General features: G+C 51.7%; 19 protein-coding genes and 1 pseudogene. 18 read left to right on the top strand and 2 right to left on the bottom strand.

Annotated elements, in window-relative coordinates; translation table 11 throughout:
- Positions 1-9: 9 nt before the first annotated feature.
- On the bottom strand, positions 10-2622 hold the full coding sequence (locus tag CBR65_RS17530; protein WP_087468054.1) for a TonB-dependent receptor: 2613 nt from the start codon (positions 2620-2622) through the stop codon (positions 10-12).
- Positions 2623-2839: 217 nt separating this feature from the next.
- Between CBR65_RS17530 and CBR65_RS17535 the strand changes: the two genes are divergently transcribed.
- The 18 genes and pseudogenes from CBR65_RS17535 to CBR65_RS17620 all read left to right on the top strand — a co-directional run bounded on the left by CBR65_RS17535 (position 2840) and on the right by CBR65_RS17620 (position 22485).
- Positions 2840-3226: a BlaI/MecI/CopY family transcriptional regulator gene (locus CBR65_RS17535; protein ID WP_087468055.1), complete on the top strand. Its 387-nt coding sequence runs from the start codon at positions 2840-2842 to the stop codon at positions 3224-3226.
- A gap of 27 nt (positions 3227-3253) precedes the next feature.
- Entirely contained in the window at positions 3254-4711 is a 1458-nt protein-coding gene (locus CBR65_RS17540; RefSeq protein WP_087468056.1) for a M56 family metallopeptidase, read from the top strand.
- A 170-nt stretch (positions 4712-4881) separates the two neighbouring features.
- Entirely contained in the window at positions 4882-7497 is a 2616-nt protein-coding gene (gene ppc / locus CBR65_RS17545) for a phosphoenolpyruvate carboxylase (RefSeq protein ID WP_087468057.1), read from the top strand.
- Positions 7498-8329: 832 nt separating this feature from the next.
- A pseudogene (locus CBR65_RS22745) lies at positions 8330-8626 on the top strand (methyl-accepting chemotaxis protein); the annotation flags it as partial.
- A 339-nt stretch (positions 8627-8965) separates the two neighbouring features.
- The gene (locus CBR65_RS17555; RefSeq protein ID WP_087468059.1) at positions 8966-9328 is read left to right on the top strand and encodes a response regulator; all 363 of its coding nucleotides are present in this window, start codon (positions 8966-8968) and stop codon (positions 9326-9328) included.
- A 2-nt stretch (positions 9329-9330) separates the two neighbouring features.
- A complete protein-coding gene (locus CBR65_RS17560) occupies positions 9331-9636 on the top strand; it encodes an STAS domain-containing protein (protein WP_087468060.1) in 306 nt (101 codons plus the stop codon).
- Between the two features lie 37 nt (positions 9637-9673).
- Positions 9674-11860, top strand: coding sequence for a chemotaxis protein CheA (locus CBR65_RS17565; protein WP_087468061.1), 2187 nt, complete (start codon positions 9674-9676; stop codon positions 11858-11860).
- A gap of 33 nt (positions 11861-11893) precedes the next feature.
- Positions 11894-12406, top strand: a complete 513-nt coding sequence (locus tag CBR65_RS17570) for a chemotaxis protein CheW (RefSeq protein ID WP_232461242.1) — start codon at positions 11894-11896, stop codon at positions 12404-12406.
- A 24-nt stretch (positions 12407-12430) separates the two neighbouring features.
- The gene (locus CBR65_RS17575; protein ID WP_087468063.1) at positions 12431-14101 is read left to right on the top strand and encodes a methyl-accepting chemotaxis protein; all 1671 of its coding nucleotides are present in this window, start codon (positions 12431-12433) and stop codon (positions 14099-14101) included.
- Positions 14102-14122: 21 nt separating this feature from the next.
- Positions 14123-14926 (top strand): protein-glutamate O-methyltransferase CheR, encoded by an 804-nt coding sequence (locus tag CBR65_RS17580; protein WP_087468064.1) that lies wholly within the window; start codon positions 14123-14125, stop codon positions 14924-14926.
- Positions 14927-15021: 95 nt separating this feature from the next.
- Positions 15022-15504 (top strand): chemotaxis protein CheD, encoded by a 483-nt coding sequence (locus CBR65_RS17585; RefSeq protein ID WP_087468065.1) that lies wholly within the window; start codon positions 15022-15024, stop codon positions 15502-15504.
- Between the two features lie 38 nt (positions 15505-15542).
- Positions 15543-16577, top strand: a complete 1035-nt coding sequence (locus CBR65_RS17590) for a chemotaxis response regulator protein-glutamate methylesterase (RefSeq protein WP_087468066.1) — start codon at positions 15543-15545, stop codon at positions 16575-16577.
- A gap of 2 nt (positions 16578-16579) precedes the next feature.
- Positions 16580-17800 (top strand): EAL domain-containing protein, encoded by a 1221-nt coding sequence (locus tag CBR65_RS17595; protein WP_087468067.1) that lies wholly within the window; start codon positions 16580-16582, stop codon positions 17798-17800.
- A gap of 89 nt (positions 17801-17889) precedes the next feature.
- On the top strand, positions 17890-20208 hold the full coding sequence (locus tag CBR65_RS17600) for a YdbH domain-containing protein (RefSeq protein WP_087468068.1): 2319 nt from the start codon (positions 17890-17892) through the stop codon (positions 20206-20208).
- Between the two features lie 27 nt (positions 20209-20235).
- Positions 20236-20424, top strand: a complete 189-nt coding sequence (locus CBR65_RS17605) for a YnbE family lipoprotein (RefSeq protein WP_087468069.1) — start codon at positions 20236-20238, stop codon at positions 20422-20424.
- A 27-nt stretch (positions 20425-20451) separates the two neighbouring features.
- Positions 20452-20802, top strand: coding sequence for a YdbL family protein (locus CBR65_RS17610; RefSeq protein WP_087468070.1), 351 nt, complete (start codon positions 20452-20454; stop codon positions 20800-20802).
- Between the two features lie 94 nt (positions 20803-20896).
- Entirely contained in the window at positions 20897-21394 is a 498-nt protein-coding gene (locus tag CBR65_RS17615) for an acyl-CoA thioesterase (protein WP_087468071.1), read from the top strand.
- Positions 21395-21429: 35 nt separating this feature from the next.
- Complete coding sequence (locus CBR65_RS17620; RefSeq protein WP_157672136.1) at positions 21430-22485, top strand: SGNH/GDSL hydrolase family protein; 1056 nt, start codon at positions 21430-21432, stop codon at positions 22483-22485.
- 96 nt (positions 22486-22581) lie between these two features.
- On the opposite strand, the gene CBR65_RS17625 is transcribed toward CBR65_RS17620, so the two are convergent.
- The gene (locus tag CBR65_RS17625; protein ID WP_087468073.1) at positions 22582-24060 is read right to left on the bottom strand and encodes a sodium:solute symporter family protein; all 1479 of its coding nucleotides are present in this window, start codon (positions 24058-24060) and stop codon (positions 22582-22584) included.
- Between the last annotated feature and the right edge of the window lie 11 nt (positions 24061-24071).

Here is a 24071-nt window from a genome sequence, read left to right on the forward strand (position 1 = left end):
TTTTTTTCCTTAGAAACTGGCGCGTACGCCGACAAGATAACGGCTGCCAAAACCTTCCACTTCAACGGGGCGTTCGGTGGTGCCCTGGTAGCGCACACCCATTTCGTCAGTCAGGTTATTAGCATCGAAGTAAAAGCCAATGGTTTCGGTAAGCTGGTAACGCACCGATAAATCCAGGCGTTCAGTTTCCTGCCAATAATAATCGCCGCTGGAATCCGGTGAGATATCGTCCAGCCAGGCGTCGCGCCACTGCCAATTCAGGCGCACCGACCAACCGAAATTTTCATAAAACAATGAGGCGTTGATGACTTGATCCGAGGTGCCGGGGAATGCAGTGGTGCGGCCATCGGGGGTAGTGAATTCGCCATCCAGAAATGCCACGTTGGTTTGCATACCGAAACCTTGCAGGGCCGTGGGCAAAAAATCCCATTGGTGCAGATAGGCCAGCTCCACGCCGGATAATTTTCCGTCGCTGCCGTTCAGTGTGGTGGCATAGTCATAACCGGTGCGATCAAAATCCGGGCTGTCAAAACGATCATCCTCAACCGTGGTCACTGAATCGAACAACACATCATCGACATCGCGATAGAAGGTGCTGATGGAAGCCAATGCGGCTTCGGTGAAATACCACTCCAGCGATGCATCAAAACCTTGGGCCATTTCCGCTTTTACTTCCGGGTTACCACCGGACACCGTTTGGCCCGCATCACTGACATTGGCGCCGGCGCGCATTTGCGTAAAGTTGGGTCGACTGGTGCCGGTGACGGCGGCGAGGCGTAATTTCACATCATTACGCAGGTCCATGTTCCAGTGGATGCTGGGGAAAAATTCGGTTTCACTGCTATCGACACTGGCTGGCACAATCATGGCATCACCGCTGGTTTCATCGACACCCTGGTTAATAAATCCATTGCTCACCAATGCCACGTGTTCGAGGCGCACGCCGAGCAATAATTGTTGCTTATCCCAGGTCCAGGTATTCATAGCGTAAGCACTGGTGACTTCTTCGGTGATGGTGTAGCGGGTTTCGGGCGGAAAAAAATCAGCGGGATCAACCAGATCGGCAGCAATCAAATCATCCATGGCGTTGTCGAGCTGTCGGCGCAGACCGCCGTTGTCGACATAGGTGGCGGTAAAGCCGCGCGAAAAATTTGTGTCCCAGGCATTGTCGGTAACAAATTCGGCAGGTGTCCATTCTGCACCTATGGCTTGCGCCATGGGGCCGACGGCAACGAAGGCCGAGCTGCTGCCGGGTGAATTCGCTTCGCGGTCATCGTATTGCACACCGAATTTAATGTTCATATCGGTGTTGCCCACTTGCCAGTCGCGGCTTACATCCACTTTAGCGGTGTAGGATTCAGTTTCCGATTTCATCAGGTAATTCACCAGGCCATCAAAACCGAAACCGGTTTGGTTAAGCATATCCGTGGCGGCGCCACGGGTGTAACCTGCCGTTGCGTCTTCGATGGTGGAGTACAATTGCACGCGCGGTAAATTGCGATCGCTCGTGTCGTAGCTGAGCGAATGAAATTGCAATGGATCTGTCTGGCTGCTGAGAATAATCGGCAGCTCGGTGGATGATTCAGTCTTGGTGTAATTTAATCGCCAATCAATTTTCCAATGGGTCAACTGATGATCGCCACCGAGGGTGTTGGTGAAGGTGGAGTTTTCATAATCACCATCCTGCAACCAACCCTGTACCGGTACGCCGACCAGCTCACCACTGTCAGTGCCGCGAGTGCCGGAGATTGCATCTTCCAGATGCAGTTGATACATGTTGCGCAATTCGTGATCGAGGAATTCGGTGTACAGCGATGAGAAAGTATAAAGATGATCTTCGCTCGGTTTGAATTCAAACTTCGCCATAGCGGAATTGGTTTCGCGTGTTAATTGATAGCTGCGAAAATCAAACAGCGTCGGCGCATTATTTTCGTTGTAGTCCATTTCATTGTTGTCAGTGACCTGCTCCATGGAAAAGCTCGACACCGCCACTACCGCACCAAAGGTCTCACCACCCCAGGCCAGGCGTGCGGCGTAACGTTCCTGATCGCCATCGCCCAATTCCATCGTGCCTAAACCCAAGTCAAGATCCGCGCTGAAGCCGGCTTTGGATAAAGGTGAATAGGTTTGGATATCCACGCGTCCGGCGAGTGCTTCGGCGGGCATGTCCGGCGTGAGGGTTTTGCTGATTTCAACGGAGTTCATCACCGCCGCCGGCACTGAATCAAAGCGGAAGATGCGCTCTTCTGCACCTAATACATTGATGCCATCAAAGGCCACGCTGGTCCAGCGCGCGGGTGCGCCGCGCACCTGGATATAACGTTCTTGCCCCTGGTCGCGTTGCACGGCCACAGCCGGTAAACGGGCCAGCGCCGCCGCAGCGGTTTGATCGGGGAAGCGACCTATGTCATCGGCGGCGATAACGTTCACCACATTCGTGGCATTGCGCTGACGCAGGATGGATTCGGCCTGGCTGTCCTTGATGGGCGTACCAGTCACCAACATCTCTTCCAGCGTCGGTGCCTGAATAGTTTGTGCTGCAGCGAGCGTGGGTAAGCTGGCACAACACAGCGCTAATAAATTGCGGTTGAAAATTTTTTTCTGATAGAAAACTGAACACATTACCAATAATCCTCAAGGAATAACCTGACTCAATGTTGGGCTACAACCTAGAAGAAAAATGTGACAAGTGAGTTACTATTTTGTAGTAATTTTATTAACAAGTAACACGTAAATGCTTTTGTAGAAGATTCATTGAGTTGTCACTAACTTGTTACAAAAATGTCATACACGGCTCGTAATCTGTCGCTTTTGAGTGCGGTAAGACGTCGGAGGATGTGTGGCAAATACCAAGTTACCTGAATTATCCAAAGCGGAGTTTTCCTTGCTGCATGTGTTATGGAAGAAGCAACCGCTTTCCGTGCGTGAGATTCATGAGCGCCTGGATAACGATTGGGCTTACACCACAACCAAGACAGTACTGGATCGTCTGGTGAGCAAAAACATGTTGCACCGCGAAGCAATGCACGGTGTGAATGTGTATCGTCCGGCTATCGGACGTGCAGCGGGGCTGGCCCATTGGGTGCGCTTTATTGCCGACAAGGTATTTGAACTGGAGCCCGCTGAAGTGGTTAATCTGTTTGCAAAACGCAAGACCTACAATGATGAAGAAATTGCCGAGCTGCGAGCGCTCTTGGCTGAGGATGAAAAATCCCGCAAGGAATAATGCTTCCTTTTTATCGGGGAATAAATCGTGCCTGAATACCTGGGTTATCTGCTGGTTGATTACAGTTTTCTGGTGTTGTCAGTTGCGCAACGATTTATTTTATTTTCCGCAGCCGGTTTGTTGTTGGTGTTGTTGATTGCCAGAACCTTTCGTCTGCATCCGCACCGGATGGCATTTATCTGGCTGTTGTATCTGGTGTGGCTGATTCCCGCTTCAGCACCGTTAATGCCGTCTCTGCCCCAGGGGTGGCTCGCCCATATGGGCTTGCAGGATTTCAGCTTAAGTGATCCCTGTGCGGCCTTGCCGATTGAGCGACTGGGAAACACCATCCTGCCTTTTGCGCCTTTCTTTAATACCAAGGTCACATTGTTTCTATTGTGGTTTGCCATAGCCAGTTTTCTATTGCTGCGCCTTGCGCTTAAGCGCTGGGAATTTGTTCGTTTGATACACCGTGCCTGCACGCTGACGACGACTGACCTGCAATCTTTATTGCTGGCCCAGCGAGCAGCCTACGGCTTGACGAGAAATGTTCGGCTGGTCTCTTCGGATGAATACCCCGCGCCTTTCACCATAGGTTTTTGGCGTCCGGTAATATTTTTACCGCAAACCATGCTCAACCAGCTGGATCGCAGCACCTTGATGGTAGTACTTGCCCATGAGTTGGCACACATCAAGCGACGCGATGATCTGTATATTCTTTTGCAACATATTTTCGGCGCGATATTTTTTTTCAATCCGTTGATTCGCTATGCCGATCGCCAGTTGTCGGAGTCTCGCGAGATGTGTTGCGATCATATGGCCGTTAACCAATGCCGCATCCCACCCCGTGATTACGGCCATGCCCTGCTCAGGGTTGTGGAATATTTTCGGCAGCCGGCGCTGGTTGCTGCACCGGTTGCCGGGTTCCTGTCACGCGATATCCATGTGCGTATCCGGTCATTGGTGCAGTTGCCGGGCAAACGCAAAAGCTGGTTGCCAATCGCATTGACGCTGTTGGGGCTGACTGGCGTGAGCACAGTCTTTGGCGGTATAAACCAGACGCCCGCGCACATCACTGAGATGCAGCAGGCGCGCGCGGCGCTGGTGCATCTTCAACCGGTGTCGCCTCTGCCTGATGGTGTGTTGATCAGTGGTGTCGACATACTCAGGCCGATGGGATGCTTCATGCCTCATCGCGATCAATATCATAGCGGTATTGACCTGCAACCCCTCGGTGGCAGTGCGCCCGTGGTGGCGTTTGTCGATGGTCGGGTTATCAGTGTGACAACGCTGCCAGCTTATGTTGGCAAGCTGGTGCGCATTAAACACGCCGGCGGTTTTGTGTCTGCCTACGCCCGCCTAGATGAAGTCTGGGTGCGCAAAGGCGACCAGATCCGTGCTGGCCAACCCTTTGCCAGTGTGGGCGCAACACCGCGCACGGATCACCTCCATTTTGAAGTCACTCGCGACCAGGCGGTGGTGGACCCCACCTTCCTGCTGCGATGATCAATACCGGTTGCGGTTCAGTTCAAAACCTCCCCCGCCTGAACCGCTGGCGGTTTTTATTCGAGCCTGCCGGGTCACATTTCTACCTTCATGACGTAGAATAGCCGCCTCATTGCGTCGCTAAAAAGCGGTCGGCTGTTGTTTCACATAGATTCACTTGGGGGGACCCGATGTCAAAGCTGCCAGAAACCCTGCGCGAGAATGTGCGCCTGTTGGGCGAATTACTGGGCGAAACCATTCATGACCACGAAGGGCCGGAAGTCTTTGCCAAGGTAGAGAGCATCCGCCAATTGGGCAAGGCGATTAACAGTGCGCAAAACGGTGATTCTGCTCCGTTGGTGACCATGCTGGGCGAATTGGACGATAAAGATATCCTGCCGATTGTGCGCGGTTTTAACCAGTTCCTGAACCTCGCCAATATCGCTGACCTGGAGTATTTCTCCAGCGCGGAATCCGAACGCGAGGACGGCCTCAAGGCCATGCTCCTGGAGTTTTCCGCCAGCCACGGCAAAGATCGCCTGGCCGATGTTATCCGTGACCTGCGCATTGAATTGGTACTCACCGCTCACCCTACCGAAGTTACCCGCCGTACCCTTATCCGTAAATACGACCAGATCGTTAACACTCTGGCTGACCGTCAGCGCGGCAACCTGCTGACTTTTGAGCAGGATAAGTTGCGCGGCCGTCTGCACCGGCTGGTGGAAGAGATCTGGAGCACTGACGAAATCCGTACCGAGCGCCCCACGGCGATCGATGAAGCCAAGTGGGGCTTCGCGGTGATTGAAAACAGTTTATGGCAGGCGCTGCCGGATTTTATTCGTCACCTGGATCGCCTCTGCTGTCGTCACCTGGATCAATGTCTGCCCATCGACTTGCAGCCGTTCCGCTTTTACTCCTGGATGGGCGGCGACCGCGACGGCAACCCCAACGTCACGCACAAGGTTACCCGCGAAGTCCTGCTGCTGGGCCGTTCCATGGCCGCAGAACTGTACGCGCGCGACACCCAGAGTCTGGGCGGCGACCTGAGCATGTACGAAGCCAATGACGAGCTGCGCAGCCGTTACCCCGACAGCGTAACCCCCTACCGCGACCTGATGGCTGACCTGCGCAAGCGCATCCTCGCCACTGGTGAATGGGCGCAGGCCCGCTTTCAAGGCCGTTCGGTGGAGGCGCCAGCGGATCTGATCGTCAGCCGCAACGACTTGCTCGAACCTTTATTGCTTTGCTACCGCTCACTGAAAGATGTGGGCTTGCCGCACATCGCCAATGGGCCGGTGATGGACACCATCCGCCGCATCCATGCCTTTGGTATTAACCTGGTGCCGCTGGATATTCGTCAGGATGGCGAGCGCCACGTAAAAGCCATCGATGAACTCACACAGTACCTGGACCTGGGCAGCTATCGCGAATGGTCTGAAGAGCAGCGTCAGACTTTCCTGTTGGAGCAACTGACCAGCAAGCGCCCGCTATTGCCAGCCAAATGGCCGATGAGCGACGAAACGGCCGAAGTGCTTGCCACCTGCCGTGTGGTGGCCAATGAGCCGGAAGAGATCCTGTCTCACTACGTGATCTCCATGGCACAGCAGCCATCGGATGTGTTGGTGGTGGCCTTGTTACTAAAAGAATGTGGCATGCAGTGGGCCATGCCCATCGTGCCCTTGTTTGAAACCCTCGACGACCTGGATCGTGCGCCGGTCGTAATGGAGCAACTCTGGCAATTGCCCTGGTACCGTGAATATTGCGGCAACAAGCAAACCGTCATGATCGGTTACTCCGACTCTGCCAAGGATGCCGGTAAATTGTCGGCGACCTGGGCGCAATACAAAGCCCAGGAAAAACTGGTCGCCCTGGCTGAAAAATACGAAACCAAACTGGTGTTGTTCCATGGCCGTGGCGGCACCATCGGCCGTGGCGGCGGCCCGGTAGAAAAAGCCATGGCATCCCAACCACCGGGTTCGGTCAAAGGCAAAATCCGCGTGACTGAACAGGGCGAGATGATCCGTTACAAGTTCGGATTGCCACGTCAGGCATTCAATAATCTGTCCATTTATGTGGCGGCAACCTTGCGCTCGACCTTGTCGCCCCATGCGGCACCAGCGCAAGAGTGGCGTGACATGATCGAGCGCATGGCCTTCCAGAGCCTCGAAGCCTACCGCAGTGTGGTGCGCGGCCATCCGCACTTTGTGCCTTACTTCCGCAGCCTGACGCCGGAACAGGAATTGGGCTTGCTCGCATTGGGCAGCCGTCCTGCCAAACGTAAGGCGACCGGGGGTGTGGAAAGTCTGCGCGCTATTCCCTGGGTTTTCGCCTGGACGCAAGTGCGCTTGAATCTTCCCGCGTGGTTAGGTACTCGTCAGGCGCTCGAATATGCGCTGAACGACCACCCGACCATACTGGCTGACATGGTCAGCAACTGGCCGTTCTTCTCCAGTTTCCTCGACTTGCTGGAGATGGTCATCGGTAAAGCGGACGGCCCGATTTGCGCCTACTACGAACAGCAGTTGGTGCCGGCGGAATATCACGGTTTGGGTCAACAGTTGCGCGCTGACCTGGCTGCGCTGGAAGTGTTGATGAATCGCATCAAGCAACAAAAGGATTTACTCAGCGACGAACCCCTGTTGCGGCAATCGCTCAGCGTGCGCAAACCTTATGTTGATCCCTTGAACTACTTGCAGGCCGAGTTGCTGAAGCGTTACCGCAGCAGTGATGCCATCAGCCCCGACCTGGAACGGGCGTTGAAAGTGACCATGGCGGGTATTGCGGCGGGCATGCGCAATACCGGTTGATGTTTTGCATCCCGGTTGCCTTGTGCAACCGGGATTTGTTTTACCTGATTCGTTTATTCGCACCAGATTCCTGCACAACCAGTATTTCACCGCCACATCTTTGACACTTATTTAAACCACGTCTATAAGTTAAGAACCCCTGAAATACGCTGGGGCCAAGGTGCTGCACGCAGCACAGCATATTACGTGTGTTGGACTGAGTAGCCTGGGTATGGATTCGGATTTTTCCCGCAACAAAACCTCCTTTGGGTCCGCTGATGCTGACTCCAAAAACTTCTTGTTGATTGCTGTCGGTGTGCAGCTTCTGTTGGCTTTCCTGGCTATTGTTGTTGCTTTTGCTGCACTTGAATCTCAATTGTGGCGCTGGTTGGCGAGTCTGGTTGCTGTTGCATTGCTGGTGGTTGGCATTATCCAGGTACGCAAGCATGTGCAGGTTCGGCAGCATCTGGAACAGCAACTGGTGGTACAACAATCCGAGCGTGAACACATCAGCCGGTTGACCCTGGTTAACAATAATTACCAGCAATTACTACAGGAATTGTTGCCGCTCTGGCGTCGCCAGACTGAGCTGGCGACACATCAACTGGAAGAGAGTGTTAATGAACTGGTAAATCGTTTTTCCAGCATTCACGAGCGCCTGCAAAATGCTGTAGGTGCATCGCGCGCGACGGCTGGAGATATGCAGGGGAGTGGTGGCTTGGGTGGTGTGATTCAGTTTGCGGATAGTGAACTGGGGCAAATGCTGCAAACCTTGAGCAAGGCTATTCAACATCGCGACGAACTGCTGCGCGAAATCACCGAACTTTCAAAAATTACCGATGAGTTGCGCAGCATGGGTTCCGAGGTGGCAGGTATTGCATCGCAGACAAATCTACTCGCCCTGAATGCCGCCATCGAAGCCGCTCGTGCCGGTGAATACGGTCGCGGTTTTGCCGTCGTTGCCGACGAAGTGCGCACCTTATCAAGTCGCTCCGGCGAAACCGGTTCGCGTATTGGCAAACGCATCGAACAAGCGAACGCTACGCTGCAAAAAACCCTTGATCGAACCGCTGAATTTGCCAAGCAGGATGATGCACGTTTGGCGCAGTCCGAAAGTGCCGTTCAGGAAGTATTAAATCAATTCCGCCATTCCGGTGAACGCATTATGGATTCGGCCCGCGCGCTGGAAGAAGAGAGCGCCGTCGTTCAGCATAATGTGGAAGAAGTCATGGTTAACCTGCAATTCCAGGATCGGGTCAATCAGATTCTGAGTCACGTTACGGCAGATATGGAAAAGTTTGTCAGCATGCTCCGCGAACAGCAGGCCAGCCTGGCGCGCGGTGACAATATCCAGGCCATTGATGTCAACGCCTGGCTTAACGATGTGCGCAAGTCATATACCACCCTCGAACAGGTTGCTGTCCACCAGGGACAAGCCAACGTCAAGAAACCCGAAGAATCACAAATTACTTTTTTCTAGGAGTTATACATGTCTAAAACGATCCTGGTTGTCGATGATTCTGCCAGTATCCGTCAGGTGGTCAGCATCACCTTGAAAAGTGCCGGTTACAGCGTTATCGAAGCCGTAGACGGAAAAGATGCTTTAACGAAACTGGATGGACAAAAAGTTAACCTGGTCATCTCCGACGTCAATATGCCAAATATGGATGGGATCAGTTTTGTAAAAGAAATGAAGCAAAAAGCTAATTACAAATTTACGCCGGTGATTATGTTGACAACAGAAGGTTCTGACGAAAAGAAAAAGGAAGGTCAGGCGGCAGGTGCCAAAGCCTGGGTGGTTAAACCCTTCAAGCCGGAACAAATGCTGCAAGCCGTTTCTATGTTGATCTGATCATGAATATCAGCCGCAAAAAAAATAAAGATCATACGCTGATCAAGCTGATCGGTGAAATGACAATTTATAACGCCGCACAACTTAAACACGATCTCTTCACCGACCACGAAAATTTTCCCGCAAAAGTGGTTCTGGATTTATACGCCGTTACTGAAATAGATACCGCCGGGTTACAGATTTTATTGTTGCTGCAGAAGACACTGGCGGAACGTTCCGTGGTTGTTTATATCGCGCGAATGAATGACGACGTCGAGCAGATTTTCCAGGCGCTCGACCTGAATGGCTACTTTGCCTTTGATGTATAACCTGTCGGCCTAGCCGACTGACCAATGGACCCCGGCCATGAATCTCGATGGAGCTCTACAAACATTTTTTGCCGAAGCAGAGGAACTGCTACAGGCTATGGAGTCCGGCCTGTTGAGCATGGAAGAAGGTAATACGGACGCCGAAACATTAAACGCCGTATTTCGTGCCGCCCATACTATTAAAGGTTCTGCTGGTTTATTCGGCCTGGATAACATCGTCAGTTTTACGCATATTCTTGAGAATGTGCTGGATCGTGTCCGCGACGGCAAGGTTGAAATCAATAGCGCGTTATTGAGCGCGCTGCTGCCCTGTCGCGATCACATTGCCACATTGGTGGATGATGTGATGAATCAGCGCGACACTGACGCAACGTGCCTGGCCAAAGGTAAGGAATTATTGGCGGCGCTTGAGCCCTGGTTGGATGACAGCATAAAACAAAAACCAGCCGCAACCGCATTACCGGGAAATGCCGCCGAAGCAACACCGACATTTGATAAAAGTGCCTGGCATATTTCTGTGCGCCTGGGTCCGGATTTGTTGCGCAACGGAATGGACCCGCTATCAATCCTGCGTTATCTGCGCACCTTGGGCGACATCACGCATATCACCACCCTGACGGATAACCTGCCGCCATTGGAGGCCTTTGATCCGGAAACCCTGTATCTGGGTTTTGAAATCACCTTGTACAGCGATGCAGACCAAGGTGCGATTGAAGATGCATTTATGTTTGTGCGCGAAGACTCCAGGATTCAGATAATTCCGCCGCGCAGTCATACTGATGCCTACATTAATCTGATCAAAAGTCTGCCGGAGAATACCCATCGTCTCGGTGAAATTCTGGTGAAGAGTCACGCGGTGACGTATCAGGAATTGGAACAGGCTTTATCGACCCAAAAACAACAAGCCAAGGAATTGGAGCCGGTCGCGTTATTGGGTGATATTTTAGTGCGCGACCAGGCGGTAGCGCCCGCACTGGTCAACGCCGCGTTGGATAAACAGAAAAAAAATGCCGAAAAAGCCGGCAGCCAGGAAAATAAATTTATTCGCGTGGATGCCGAGCGCCTGGATCATTTGATCAACTTGATCGGTGAGTTGGTTATCAATCGCCAGCGCGTCGATTTGCTGGCCGGGAAACTGGGCAACAGCAGTTTGATCGAAGCTGTTAATTCCATGGGCAATTTTACCGAGCAGATTCGCGATGCGGCTTTGACACTGCGCATGGTGCCGATCGGCGACACCTTTCAACGCTTCAAGCGTGTCGTGCGCGATACCGCCAAGGAGTTGGGAAAAGACATTCAGCTTGATATCAGCGGTGCTGAGACTGAGTTGGATCGCTCCATGGTCGAGAAACTTACCGATCCCTTGACGCATATTGTCCGTAATGCCATGGACCATGGCATAGAACCTATTGCCGTGCGACGCGAGCGTAACAAACCCGAAGCCGGTGTTATTTCCCTGTCGGCCTATCATGACGCCGGCAATATTGTCATTCGCATTGCTGATGATGGTGGCGGATTGGATCTGGAAAAAATTCGAAAAAAAGCGATTGCCAATGGCGTCATTGAAGAAGCGGACACCTTCACCACCCAGGAACTTTATCAGCTGATCTTTCACCCCGGTTTATCGACGGCGGAGCAGGTGACTAACTTGTCCGGTCGCGGCGTGGGTATGGATGTTGTCAAACGCAATATCGAAGCCTTGCAAGGCGGAATTGAAATAGACAGCGAATTGGGAATCGGTACCCGGTTCACCATACGTCTGCCGTTGACGCTGGCTATCATCGATGGCTTTCATGTTGATGCCGGTGGAATCGATTTTATCGTGCCGCAAAATACTATCCTTGAGTGTGTTGATTTGCCGTCACTCCCCCAGGTTGAAGGCCAGCATTGCGTCAACTTGCGCGGTGAGCAGGTACCTTATATTCGCTTGCAGGAATTATTTCACTTAGCAAGAAAAAATGACGTGCGCGAAAAATTGGTGGTGGTCCAGTTCGGTGAAAACCGTGCGGGCATTGTGGTGGACGATCTGCATGGTGAAATTCAAACCGTGGTAAAACCTATGGGACCGATCTTTCATGCCTTGAAAGGTATTGGTGGTTCCAGTTTGTTGGGCACCGGGGCGGTAGCACTGATTCTGGACGTGCCGCAGCTGATCGGTTTTGCCGTGAATGTGGAGCATCGACGTAACAATGTCCTCTCGCTCGGCCCTGCGGGCAACCTGTAAATCGAGCCGCAGCAAAGGATATTCAGGAGTTTAATGATGAATGATTTACTCAGGCAAAAAAAAAGCAGTCCGGGCATTGTAGCCAAACAATTCCTCACCTTTCGGATTGGTCATGAAAACTATGGTCTGGAGCTGTCGCAGACGCGTGAAATTATTGAGTACGGTGGTATTACTGAAATTCCATTAATGCCCAACTTCCTGCGCGGGGTCATTAATTTGCGCGGCGACGTTGTGCCGGTGATTGATCTTGCGGTACGCCTTGGCAGAAAACCCATCAGCGTACAGCGGCGGACTTGCATCATTGTGGTTGAGTTGACCAGTCAGGAACAGAACCACGTACTGGGTCTGCTCGCCGATGCGGTCAGTGAAGTGATTGAGCTGGATGAAACCAGTATTGAAGAAGCGCCGTCATTCGGTGCAAATATTCGCGCGGAATTTATTCTGGGCATCGCCAAGCAAGGTGAACAATTTATTGTGCTGTTGAATGCCGATAACACGCTCTCTATCCGGGAGTTGGCTCATCTGGTTGAAGCACAATTACAGTAGCGGTTAAACGGTAGGGAGAAAAATATGTTACGCAACCTTTCATTGAAACTGAAGATCATCGTACTGAGTGCGCTGATCGTCGCAGGTCTACTTGGGCTGGGTTTAGCCGCTATCACGCAGATGCAAGCTTACAACGCGATTGTGGATGACAGCCTGATAAAAATTCAACGGCGCTCAGACGCGTTGGCAGATGTTGAAAAAGCCAGCGTCAGCTTTCGCATGCAAGTACAGGAATGGAAAAACATTCTCCTGCGCGGCAACGATGAGGCTTTGTATGACCGCTATTACCAGAGTTTCGCTGAACAGGAAAAAGCGGTACAGGAATATCTGCAAAGCGGTATTCGTCGACAGAAAGAAGACAATCACGAGTACGCTGACTTTGAGGTATTGCTTAATGATCATCGCGAAATGGGGGCTAACTATCGTGAAGCCTTAAAGTCGTTTGATCATGCCGACCCGGAAGCGGGTAAAAAAGTGGACAACCTGGTGGCCGGGATGGACCGTGCAGCCAGTCAGCATATGCTGGAGTTGGCAGAAACAATGGCTGAAAATTTTGCCACCTTTATCAAGGAAACAGACAGCCATGTTGAATCACTTTACAGCGAAGCTCTGAGAGAGATGATCATCATTATTGTTGTGGCTCTGTTGATTATCCTCACTATCATGGTCCTGATTTTTTACGATCTGTTCCGCATGCTGGGTGGCGAGCCGGCCTATACCGCTGACGTTGTCAGCGAAGTGGCGCAGGGTAACCTGGCGGTCGACATTCAGTTAAAACATAACGATAAGGCATCATTGCTCGCTACCATCGCACAAATGCGGCAACAGCTATCACAAATTATTGCCGAGGTACGTAGCTCGGCAGATGCACTGTCTTCTGCGTCGGAAGAAGTCAATGCAACGGCACAATCGCTGGCAAAAGGCGCGTCGGTGCAAGCTGCCAGTGTGGAAGAAACCTCTGCATCCATGGAGGAAATGTCAGCCTCCATCGCACAGAATAACGAGAACGCCAGCGTCACGGATGGGATTGCCCAAAAAGCTGCAAAAGATGCGGTCAGTGGTGGTGAAGCGGTGTCGGCAACCGTTGATGCGATGCAAAAAATTGCCGAGCGCATCAGCGTGATTGATGACATCGCCTACCAAACCAATTTGCTCGCATTGAACGCCGCTATCGAAGCCGGACGTGCCGGCGAACACGGGCGCGGTTTTGCCGTCGTCGCATCGGAAGTGCGTAAATTGGCTGAGCGCAGTCAGGTCGCGGCTCAGGAAATTGGTGCCCTGGCGACGGAAAGTGTCAAGCGCGCTGACCTGGCCGGTAATCTGTTACAGGAAATGGTGCCGTCCATTCGTAAGACAGCAGATCTGGTGCAGGAAATTGCAGCCGCATCTTCCGAGCAAACATCGGGCGTAAATCAAATCAATGGCGCAATCGGCCAGGTCAGCCAAACCATGCAGCAAAACGCAGCCGCATCGGAAGAGTTGAGCTCGACGGCTGAAGAAATGAGTGCGCAGGCGTTGCGGTTGCAGGAGTCCATGACTTATTTCCGCCTCTCCGGGGATAACAAGGGTGGCAGTTACCAGAATTTTTCTCCTCGTAGGGAATACACCCAGGAGTCAAGCCGATCTGGCAATACCCCCAACAAAGCATCCTTGAGCAATGACGAACTCGACAAGAATTTTGTTCGCTTTGATTGATGTGGTGAATGTGCGTTATCTATGAATCAGATACCCAATGATAAGGAATTTTATTTGTTTCAGCAGTTGATCTTCCAGCGTTTGGGGATTCATCTGCCCGTACAAAAAAAAGCCTTGCTCAGCAACCGCTTGTGGAAGCGGTTGCTCGCGTGCCAGCTTGAACGGTTTGAAGATTACTATCGTTTCATCATCAGTCCCCAGGGGCGCGAAGAATTAAATAAAGCACTGGAATTGATCACCACCAATGAAACTTATTTTTTTCGCGAGCCCAAGCACTTTGATTATTTGCGTGATGACATATTGCCGCGCTGCCGAAAGGGCGAGGTTTTCCGGGTGTGGAGTGCGGCGGCATCGACGGGCGAAGAACCCTACAGTATTGCGATGGTTCTGCGCGACCGCTGCCCGACGGAGTGGGAACTGTTGTGCTCCGATGTAAACGCAACTGTTATCGAACAGGCCAAAACCGGTATCTACCCGGAGATGCGCGCGCGCAGTATTCCTGAAGGCTATTTACGGCGGTTTTGCCGCAAGGGGGTTGGTCCGGAGCAAGGCAACATTCGCGTGGTGGCAGAGCTGCGTGATCGAGTTGATTTTTTTACGCTCAACCTGCATGAAACATTTGCTGACATTGGCCAATTTGATTTGATTTTTTTACGCAACGTGCTGATCTATTTTGAGAATGAAACCAAACAGAAGGTGCTGGAACGTATAGCCGGTAAACTCAAACCGGACGGTGTGTTATTCGTGGGGCATTCAGAAAGTTTGCACGGAATTACGGAGCGTTTCTTGCCGGTAAAGCCGGCCATTTACCGTCGGGCAAAGTAGGCCAGACAGAATTTACACAGGAACAGAAAAGATATGGTGCGATTGTCGGACACCGTAACCTCGAACCTCAACGGAGTAATCCGAAGGTATGACCTATGCCTGCGGGCAAATTGTTAAGTATTCACCCGGGAGACTGGTATTTCGGTAACGAATACAGCCGCCTGCGTACCGTGCTGGGTTCTTGTGTTGCACTCACGGTTTGGCATCCGACACTTAAGTTGGGGGGGATGTGCCATTTTTTATTGCCGACACCACCGACGCGACCTCAAACCGCTGTGCTGGATTGCCGCTATGCTGAATCTGCATTGTTAACCATGAAGCAATCCATGCTGCGCTACGGTGAGTTGCGTCATTTTTTAATTGGCCTGTTCGGTGGTGGTGACATGTTTACGCCTTCCGGGCCTTCTGCGATTGGCGAAAAAAATATTGATTATGCTCAGCAATGGCTGGCGCGGGAGCGGTTGGCCGTACAGCGGACAGATGTGGGCGGAACGGTGTCGCGCTCGCTGACGTTTTACCTGCAAACCGGCGAAATTCATATAAAACAATACAACACCCGCCCGGCCAACAGAGCCTGAGGCATGTTGTTGAAAATCGCTTTTTTGATGAGGTTGTTATGGCAATAGCGGTGCTGGTTGTCGATGATTCTGCCGTCGTGCGACAAGTGTTGACGGCAGTCCTGAATGAGGCGCCGGACATCAACGTCTATGCCACGGCCTCTGATCCTATCTTTGCGCAAATGCAAATGCAAAAACGTTGGCCGGATGTCATTGTGCTGGATATTGAAATGCCGCGAATGGATGGGCTGACATTCCTGCGCAAATTAATGGCCGAGAAGCCGACGCCGGTAATTATTTGTTCTTCGTTAGCGGAGAAGGGCGCGGAACTTTCCTTGCAGGCTTTGTCCGCCGGCGCTATCGATATTGTGACCAAACCGCAATTAGGCGTAAAAGATTTTTTGCTGGAAACCAAACAGCGTTTGTGGCAATTGATTCGCGGCGCAGCCGGCGCACGCATTTCACGGCGACGCCATGAAAACCTGCCATCTTCGCCAGCACCGGCCGTCGTTGATTTGGTCAAGATGACGGCAACCACAGACAGAATTACGGTGGTGGGTACGTCGACCGGTGGCACCCAGGCGCTTGAACAAATATTGTCGGCGATTCCGCGCACCTGTCCCGGTATTGCTGTGGTGCAACATATGCCCGAGAAATTTACGGCGGCATTTGCCCGACGGCTTGATGGGTTATGTGAGGTTGAGGTAAAAGAAGCTGAAACTGGTGACCGTTTAATTGCCGGTCGGGTGCTGATTGCGCCGGGTGGTTTTCATATGGAAGTGCAACGTTCCGGTGCGCAATACATTACCAAAGTGTTTCGTGGCCCGGCCGTGAATCGCCACTGTCCTTCGGTTGATGTGCTGTTTCGTTCCGCAGCCCGTGCAGCGGGACGCAATGCTACGGGCGTGTTATTGACCGGCATGGGCGATGACGGTGCCCGTGGCTTGTTGGAATTGCGCAACGCAGGCGCGCGCACCGTTGCACAGGATGAAGCGACCTGTGTGGTGTTTGGTATGCCGAAAGAGGCGATTCAGATGGGCGCTGCCAAAGATATATTACCGCTGTGGAAAATCCCCACCGTGCTGGAGAGCTGAAAATGATAGAACACATTGAAGATATTCGCTTGCTGGTGGTCGATGACAGCAATGTGCAGCGGCAACATGCACAAGGTCTCGCGCAACAATTGGGCGTGACGGCGATACTCGGTGCGTCTGATGGTGCGGATGCGTTAAGGGTGCTGCAGCAAGAGCAAGTTGATGTGGCGGTTATTGATCTGGAAATGCCGGTCATGGATGGAGTGGAATTAATTCGCTCTATCGCACAACAACAGTTAGCCAAAAGCGTCATCATTCTCAGTTCAAAAGATCCCGTACTGATCTCCAGTGTCGGTACCATGGCAGAAGCCGATGGCTTATACGTGCTGGGTACTTTTCATAAACCGATGCAGTCTGAATTATTGAAGTGCAGTTTGTTGCGCTTTTTGCAGGATAGTCGCACGCAACAAAAAGCGGTACAGGACACGGCGTTACCAGAGGTGACGGCAGTAGAATTAAGTCAGGCGTTGGAGCGCAATGAGTTGAGTTTGGCTTATCAACCGAAATTAACGGTACAAGGGTTGTTGTTGCGCGGCGTTGAAGCCCTGGCGCGTTGGCATCATCCGGAAAAAGGCGCTATCTCTCCCGGTCATTTCATTCCCCTGGCGGAGCGTCATGGCATTATTGATGTATTGACTCGCCACTTGTTGTTAAAAGCATTAAAACAGAAACAGATGTGGCAGCAGCATGGTTTGCGTTTTCACCTTGCGTTTAACTTATCACCGCTGTCATTGGCGGACCCGCACATGGCAGACTGGATGACGCAACTGGCTGTGGATCATGATATTCATCCTGCGGATCTCACGCTGGAAGTGACAGAAAATGCATTGCTCGGTGAGTTGGCTTGCGCCATTCAAACCCTGGCGCGCTTGCGCTTGAAAGGTTTCAATATTGCCATTGATGACTATGGCACCGGGTTCGCCAACGCCCAGCAGTTATCGCGTGTGCCGGCAACTGAATTAAAACTGGATCGATCCCTCGTCGACCGTGTAGCATCTCGTCCGCAACAGCGGACCATCCTGGCCAGTACGGTGGATCTTGCCCGCAACCTGAAACTCTCTACGGTGGCGGAAGGTGTAGAGACCCTGGAGGATTTTCTGGTGCTGAGCGAGTTGGGTGTCGATCAGGTACAAGGCTTTTACTTTTCGCGTCCCTTACCGGCCGATGAATTGGTTGTCTGGTTGCAGCAGGGTTTAAATCAATGCCGGAAGGCATTGCCATAGCGATTGAACTGCCCGACTATTTGCAGATCCTATTTTCATATCGGTTGACTCGGAAGCTGTGTGAAAAAACCTGAGAAGAAAGATCTGTGATGAAATCCCTGTTACAAAAAATCCTTGCCGTGTTGACCTACGCTGCTTTACTGCTGGCGCTTATCGGTCTGGTTTGCATGTGGCAAATCCATCGATTGGCAACCGGGTTAGGCGTGCAGTCACTGGATTATCGCATTGCAACGCTTACCTTTTATTCAGTGCAATTCTCCCGGCTCTCTTTTCGATACGACGCGGCAAATATTCATCATCAGGTAAGCGCAGAAGACCTCGCACTTCAGTGGGAATGGCCAGCCGCGTTTACACCGCAGGTATTATCTCTTGATATTGAGCGCCTGCATTGGCACATGCAGCGGGATGACGACATACCGGTTGCCACGGCGAGCTCACCCTTCACCTTACCCGCAGATTGGTCAATTCCGGATGTTCTTCCTGCAAGTACGCATATTCGAAGCGCGCATCTGGTTTTGCCTTGCCCGGTTGGTGAATGTTATCTGACGGGCAATCTTGATGTTCAGCGCGAAGACAATAAGGTAAATGCACACGGGAAATTTTCACCGGGAAAAAGTTTTCATCAGCACTATATTGATATAACCGCTGATTACCAACTGAACCAACAATTGCCCACATTGAATTTGCACATGGCTGCCGGAGACGGTATTCACGCACTGCTACAGACACAATTAATGAATGCTGGAGCGCTGAGCTGGTCGAGCCGGTTAACTGCGACAGCCCGTTATCCGGATGCCTGGTTGTTGACGGCGTTGGCAGATTGGCATATCAGCTTCGATAATCAATGGCAGACAATCAACCAGCCCATGGCTCTTCGCGCGCAGTGGCAGTTGGATGTTGAGCCTTTATTGCGTATTGATACATCACCCTGGCATAAGCTAATAAACGGTTACGCCGAACTGGATGTTGAGGTTAAATCACCCATTGCTGTGGAGGGAGTCGGCAAATTTTCTGGCGATGCCGCATTACGCATCAATGCTGTTAACGGCACGCTGGAAGCTTACGATATGTCCGCAGATGTAACGGTGATAGAACCTGTCTTGCCGGCCGCTTTGCAGCCCTTGGGGCTGGACATAGAACGCCTGGATATTCACACGCAATCCCAATCTACCCATGTCAGCTTTGCTGATTTGCCGGTAGAGCTTGCCATTAAAACGGTCGGCGAGTCACACATAAACATCACTATGGCTGGATCGGTAAATACTCTTGCTAAAACCGTGCGTTTACCTGAAATAAAAATGAACGCGCACGTGCAGCACCCGCAATTACATACCAAGCCCTGGCAATGGCAGGGGAGTATGCAAGGTGGCTGGGAAAAATTTTCCGCAGACGGTGAATTAACCATTAATAATGCACTGATCATTTCTCATCAGTTGAAACGTAACCCTGATGAGGTTCAGATTGACTGGCAGTTGCAGGATAGTTTTCTGCTGGCTGGCAATTCATTTGCCGATCTCATCAAAGCATGGCCACCCTTGTTATCCCTTACGCAGGGTAAAGTTAAGGGCGAGGGCCGAATCGGTTTTGACCTTGAGAAAAATATCCTGAAAAAAGCGAGCGCATCATTGGTGATGAATGACATTTCCGGCATCTACGATACGACGACCTTTCAGGGACTAACGACAAACCTGTCGCTATCTGCCGGGCCGCAAGTGTTCACCTTGAATACTGATGAACTGCGCGTTAAACAGATTAATAAAGGTTTTGTGTTGGGTCCACTCACGGCTTCCGGTGGTTATACATCCGAATGGCAAAAGCCAGTCGGCGGGAAACTTTCACTGCAAGGTTTTCATATGGATGTTATTGGCGGTAGCGTCACCACACCAGCACAGGTGTTTGATCTTTCCCAAAGCAAACAATACCTGATGTTAACGCTGGATAATATTGACCTGGGCTTGCTGTTGCAGCAGCATCCTTCCACTGAACTCTCTGGCAGTGGCAGAATCTCAGGCACTGTACCGATCGAGATTACCGCCACCGGCGTAAGCATACCCAAAGGCATGGTGGCGGCCCGCCCGCCGGGTGGGCAATTGCAACTTCATTCCGACCGCGCAGAGGCACTGGCCAAATCGCAACCGAGCATGAAATTGATCACCGATGCCCTGGAGGATTTCCATTACACTGTCCTGGCCAGTGAGGTCAGTTACGATGAAGAGGGAAAACTGTTGTTGGGTTTACGCCTTGAGGGCCGAAACCCGGCGCTGGAGAATGGCCGGCCGGTTCATTTCAATATTACTCTGGAAGAAGATTTACCCGCGATGATCACCAGTATTCAGTTAAGCAGTCAGATCAGCGATGTGGTAAAAAAGCGTTTGCAGGAACATCTACAGAAACGATCCACCCGTTAACGATTACGCTCAACAAAGGACGACATTATGTTCATCATCCGCAGTGGTTTTTTCACATTGCTTCTCGCACTGGTGGCTTGTACGCCCACCGTGCAGGTAGCGGTGCCGAATGAGCCGATCAATATCAATCTTAACGTCAAGATTCAGCACGAAATTTATATCAAGGTGGACAAACAGCTGGATGAACTGTTCAGTGATTCCAGCGGTTTGTTTTAACCCATCGAAGAGCGCAAGGAGTTTACGATGAAAATAGTATCTTTAATAAAACTGAGCTTATGTGGTTTGTTACTCGTGTCTCTGCCGCTGATGGCCATGAACCTGCAACAGGCGATGAGCAACCTGGGTACCGCCAAAGAACAGGGGCTGGTTGGTGAGCAGCCGGATGGTTATCTGGGCGTGGTGAGTGCGTCCGGTGATGCTGCCGAGATTGTGAAATTGATTAACAGCGCACGGCGCGAGCAGTATCAGCGTTTGGCCAAAGACAATAATCTTGCACTGCCGGATGTTGAAGCTATGGCTGGTTTAAAGGCCATCGAAAAAACCCAGACGGGCCACTATATTCAGGTCAATGGAAAGTGGGCGAAAAAACCATAAAGCGGCGACGTTAATTTCACACGGCATGGTGTGGTAATTGCAGTTCATTTCAATAGAATCGATCGACACACCATGCAGATAAAAGGTTTGCTTTATGGAATCCAATGAACATCGCCTCAGCATGAGTGTGCTGATGACTCCGGACATGGCCAATTTTTCCGGCAAGGTACACGGCGGCGAATTATTATCCTGGCTCGATAAAGTCGCCTACGCCTGCGCGAGCCGGTATGCCGGGCGCTATGTGGTGACCTTGTCAGTGGATCGGGTCATCTTTCGCCAGGCGATTAATGTGGGTGAACTGGTGACTTTTCTGGCATCAGTAAATTACACCGGCAACACGTCGATGGAAGTGGGCATTAAAGTCATTACTGAAGATATTCGCTCGAAAGTGGTGCGTCATACCAACAGCTGTTATTTCACCATGGTTGCGTTGGACGATGATGGCAAGCCCATCTCCATAGAACCGCTGATACCGGAAACCGAAGAAGAAAAACGACGCTTTGAAGAGGCAAAACGGCGACGGGAACTGGTGCGTAAACAGGAAGCTGAGCACGATGCGATTAAAAATGAAGTGAGTAAGATGAGCCTGTGATTGTTCGCTAAAAATAAATGAGTATTGAGGTTTCTATGTTTAAAAGCGCATTGTTAATTCTGGCTCTCTATGCCGTGGCGGGTTGTGCACATCACTCGTCAAATTCCGCTCCTGCTGATGTTTTTTCCGGCGAGCAGGTTCGAATGATCGGGCGTTTCGCGCAACATAACGATGGCGAAGCTGCTTTCACCTGGCCGGGTTCGGCTCTGGAATTTCGCTTTGAGGGAACGGAAGCCGGTATTACTATCGCCAGCAATGGCCGCACCCGTTTTGAAGTGGATGTTGATGGTGTTGTTTCAGATTTATGGGTTAAGGACGGTGAAGCGTACTACACGCTCGCATCCGGTTTGGAACCCGGCGTTCATCAGTTGCGCCTTACGCGCTTGACGGAATCTTTTTCGGTGGTGACTCGCTTTACCACTGATCCACACACCGATGGAAAATTGTTGCTGCCACCGGCGGCACCCTCGCGCCGTATACTCGCGGTGGGTGATTCCATTACCGCCGGTTACGGTGTAGAAGGTGATAGCCAAGCCTGTCCTTACGCGCCGGAGACCAGCAATCAACAATTAACCTACGCGGCGTTGGCGGCGGAAGAGTTGAATGCAGATCTGCACACCATTGCCTGGTCGGGGATCGGCGCCTGGCGCTCATACGGCGAGGAGAAGCCGGCTAACCCCACGATACTTGAACGTTATTCCCGCACGCTCGCTGACGATCCTGAATCGCAATGGGACATCACCCGTTATCAACCTGACGCAATCACCATTGCCATCGGCACCAACGATTATTGGCAGGGGTCGGTCACGGATGAATATCAACTGAGTATGATCAGTTTGATTGATCGGATTCAGCGCGATTATCCCGACACGCCAATCTATCTAATCGTCAGCCCCATGTTGACCGGTGCCGCGCGCGATGATCAAAAAGCCCGGTTAACAGCCATGGAAGAACAGCATGTGCATATGCTGGATCTGGGAAAAATTGAACAGGCTGATGGTTACGGTTGCGATTACCACCCCAACACCATTACGCAACAACGTTCCGCACAAGCCTTGATTAATCGTTTGCGCGCTGATTTGGACTGGTAATTTTTGTAGGTCGGATTAGCGCAGCGTAATCCGACGCGATCTCATTCGGAAAGAGTTTTGTCGGATTACGCTGCGCTAATCCGACCTACGAAATCTTCAGGATTCTGTGGCGGGATTGCCGGCGGGTTGTTTGTTGGTTTTATCGCGCTGTTCAGCGAGCAGGGCTAATGCTTCGCTCGGTGAAGTCGTGTTGCGCGGCGTGATCAAGCTGGCGATGATGCCAGCTAACAAGGCAACACTGACCGACGGCAGGATAGGATTGCCTAATGCGCTCATCGCCGCCGGCGTCAGCATGATGGCAAATGATGTTCCCGACGCACCCACCAGTGACGCTATTGCACCCTGCCAGGTATAACGCGGCCAGAATTTTCCCAATACACCGCAGGCAAACATACCGGACATCACTGTAGAAATCATATTGGTGATGTAGGTAATAATATCGTCCGACGCCAGGGCAAAACTTAATGCAAGCCCGGTGACAAACACGACACCGATACGCGAATAACCAATCATCTTTTCTTTGGCTGGCGAACGCCCGGTCACGATAATAAAAATATCACGTAATAAAATCGCTACACCTGCGATTGCATCCGAGCTGGCGCTGGACATGGTGGCGGACAAGCCGGCAATCAATACAATAATGCCGATATACAACGGCAGCACTTCCAGTGCGAGAAATGGAAACGCAAAGTTGCGATTATCCAATTCCGGATTGAGTGCAAAGGCGGCCATGCCGATCAACGCGGGGATAAACGAAAAAAACAAATACAAACCGCCGGACATAATAAAAGATTTCCGCACCGAACTGACGCTGGCGCCGGAATAAATCCGTTGGCGAAATGACGGTGTAGCGAGTACACCGACCGCGACCACCATCATCAGTGACAGCGCGTGTAATGCACCGACTTTATCAATCGCGAGAAAGCTGATATTGGCGGCGGGTTGCGCGGTCATCATGGCATCCCAACTGCCGACTTTGTCGATGGCGAACAAAGCCATCAGGATAAAACCGAAAAATAAAATAATGGCCTGAATCGTATCGGTCCAGACCACGGCGCTGTAACCGCCGATCACCACATAAATACTGAAACCCACGGCAATAATAATCTTGGCGGTGGTTGCATCAATATCGGCAATCCACGCCAGGTACATGCCACCGCCGAGAATATGGGCGCCCAGCCAGCCAATGCACGCGAGAAAAATCAGCACACCGACAATATTTTTTACCGCGCGATTTGCTCCCACATAATACGAAAGTTCTTCACTCATGGTCATAAATTGCAGATCGCGCGTGGGCGCAAACCACCAGGCGGTTAACAAAATGCCGATGGCCCCACCGATACCATAGAGCGCGCCGGCCCAACCATTGGCATAACCAAAACCCACCGCACCCATGGAAGAACCGGTGCCGACCATGGTGGCCACCGTGGTCCCCATGGTCAGCAGCAGCGGCAAACTGCGGCCTGCCAATAAAAAATCATCACCGTCTTTTTGCTTGCGCGAAACAGCCCAGCCCAGCCAAATTAAAAACAATACATATACTGTGAATGCAATTAAGAAAGCCTGGCTGTTCATAGGAATCTCAT

Source organism: Cellvibrio sp. PSBB006 (assembly GCF_002162135.1).
Taxonomy (GTDB): domain Bacteria; phylum Pseudomonadota; class Gammaproteobacteria; order Pseudomonadales; family Cellvibrionaceae; genus Cellvibrio.

Excerpts from the sequence above, each read along its gene's own strand:
- CBR65_RS17530 (WP_087468054.1), bottom strand. The coding sequence starts at position 2,622 with ATGTGTTCAGTTTTCTATCAGAAAAAAATTTTCAACCGCAATTTATTA.
- ppc (WP_087468057.1), top strand. The coding sequence starts at position 4,882 with ATGTCAAAGCTGCCAGAAACCCTGCGCGAGAATGTGCGCCTGTTGGGC.
- CBR65_RS17555 (WP_087468059.1), top strand. The coding sequence starts at position 8,966 with ATGTCTAAAACGATCCTGGTTGTCGATGATTCTGCCAGTATCCGTCAG.
- CBR65_RS17560 (WP_087468060.1), top strand. The coding sequence starts at position 9,331 with ATGAATATCAGCCGCAAAAAAAATAAAGATCATACGCTGATCAAGCTG.
- CBR65_RS17565 (WP_087468061.1), top strand. The coding sequence starts at position 9,674 with ATGAATCTCGATGGAGCTCTACAAACATTTTTTGCCGAAGCAGAGGAA.
- CBR65_RS17570 (WP_232461242.1), top strand. The coding sequence starts at position 11,894 with ATGATGAATGATTTACTCAGGCAAAAAAAAAGCAGTCCGGGCATTGTA.
- CBR65_RS17575 (WP_087468063.1), top strand. The coding sequence starts at position 12,431 with ATGTTACGCAACCTTTCATTGAAACTGAAGATCATCGTACTGAGTGCG.
- CBR65_RS17580 (WP_087468064.1), top strand. The coding sequence starts at position 14,123 with ATGAATCAGATACCCAATGATAAGGAATTTTATTTGTTTCAGCAGTTG.
- CBR65_RS17585 (WP_087468065.1), top strand. The coding sequence starts at position 15,022 with ATGCCTGCGGGCAAATTGTTAAGTATTCACCCGGGAGACTGGTATTTC.
- CBR65_RS17590 (WP_087468066.1), top strand. The coding sequence starts at position 15,543 with ATGGCAATAGCGGTGCTGGTTGTCGATGATTCTGCCGTCGTGCGACAA.
- CBR65_RS17595 (WP_087468067.1), top strand. The coding sequence starts at position 16,580 with ATGATAGAACACATTGAAGATATTCGCTTGCTGGTGGTCGATGACAGC.
- CBR65_RS17600 (WP_087468068.1), top strand. The coding sequence starts at position 17,890 with ATGAAATCCCTGTTACAAAAAATCCTTGCCGTGTTGACCTACGCTGCT.
- CBR65_RS17605 (WP_087468069.1), top strand. The coding sequence starts at position 20,236 with ATGTTCATCATCCGCAGTGGTTTTTTCACATTGCTTCTCGCACTGGTG.
- CBR65_RS17610 (WP_087468070.1), top strand. The coding sequence starts at position 20,452 with ATGAAAATAGTATCTTTAATAAAACTGAGCTTATGTGGTTTGTTACTC.
- CBR65_RS17615 (WP_087468071.1), top strand. The coding sequence starts at position 20,897 with ATGGAATCCAATGAACATCGCCTCAGCATGAGTGTGCTGATGACTCCG.
- CBR65_RS17620 (WP_157672136.1), top strand. The coding sequence starts at position 21,430 with ATGTTTAAAAGCGCATTGTTAATTCTGGCTCTCTATGCCGTGGCGGGT.
- CBR65_RS17625 (WP_087468073.1), bottom strand. The coding sequence starts at position 24,060 with ATGAACAGCCAGGCTTTCTTAATTGCATTCACAGTATATGTATTGTTT.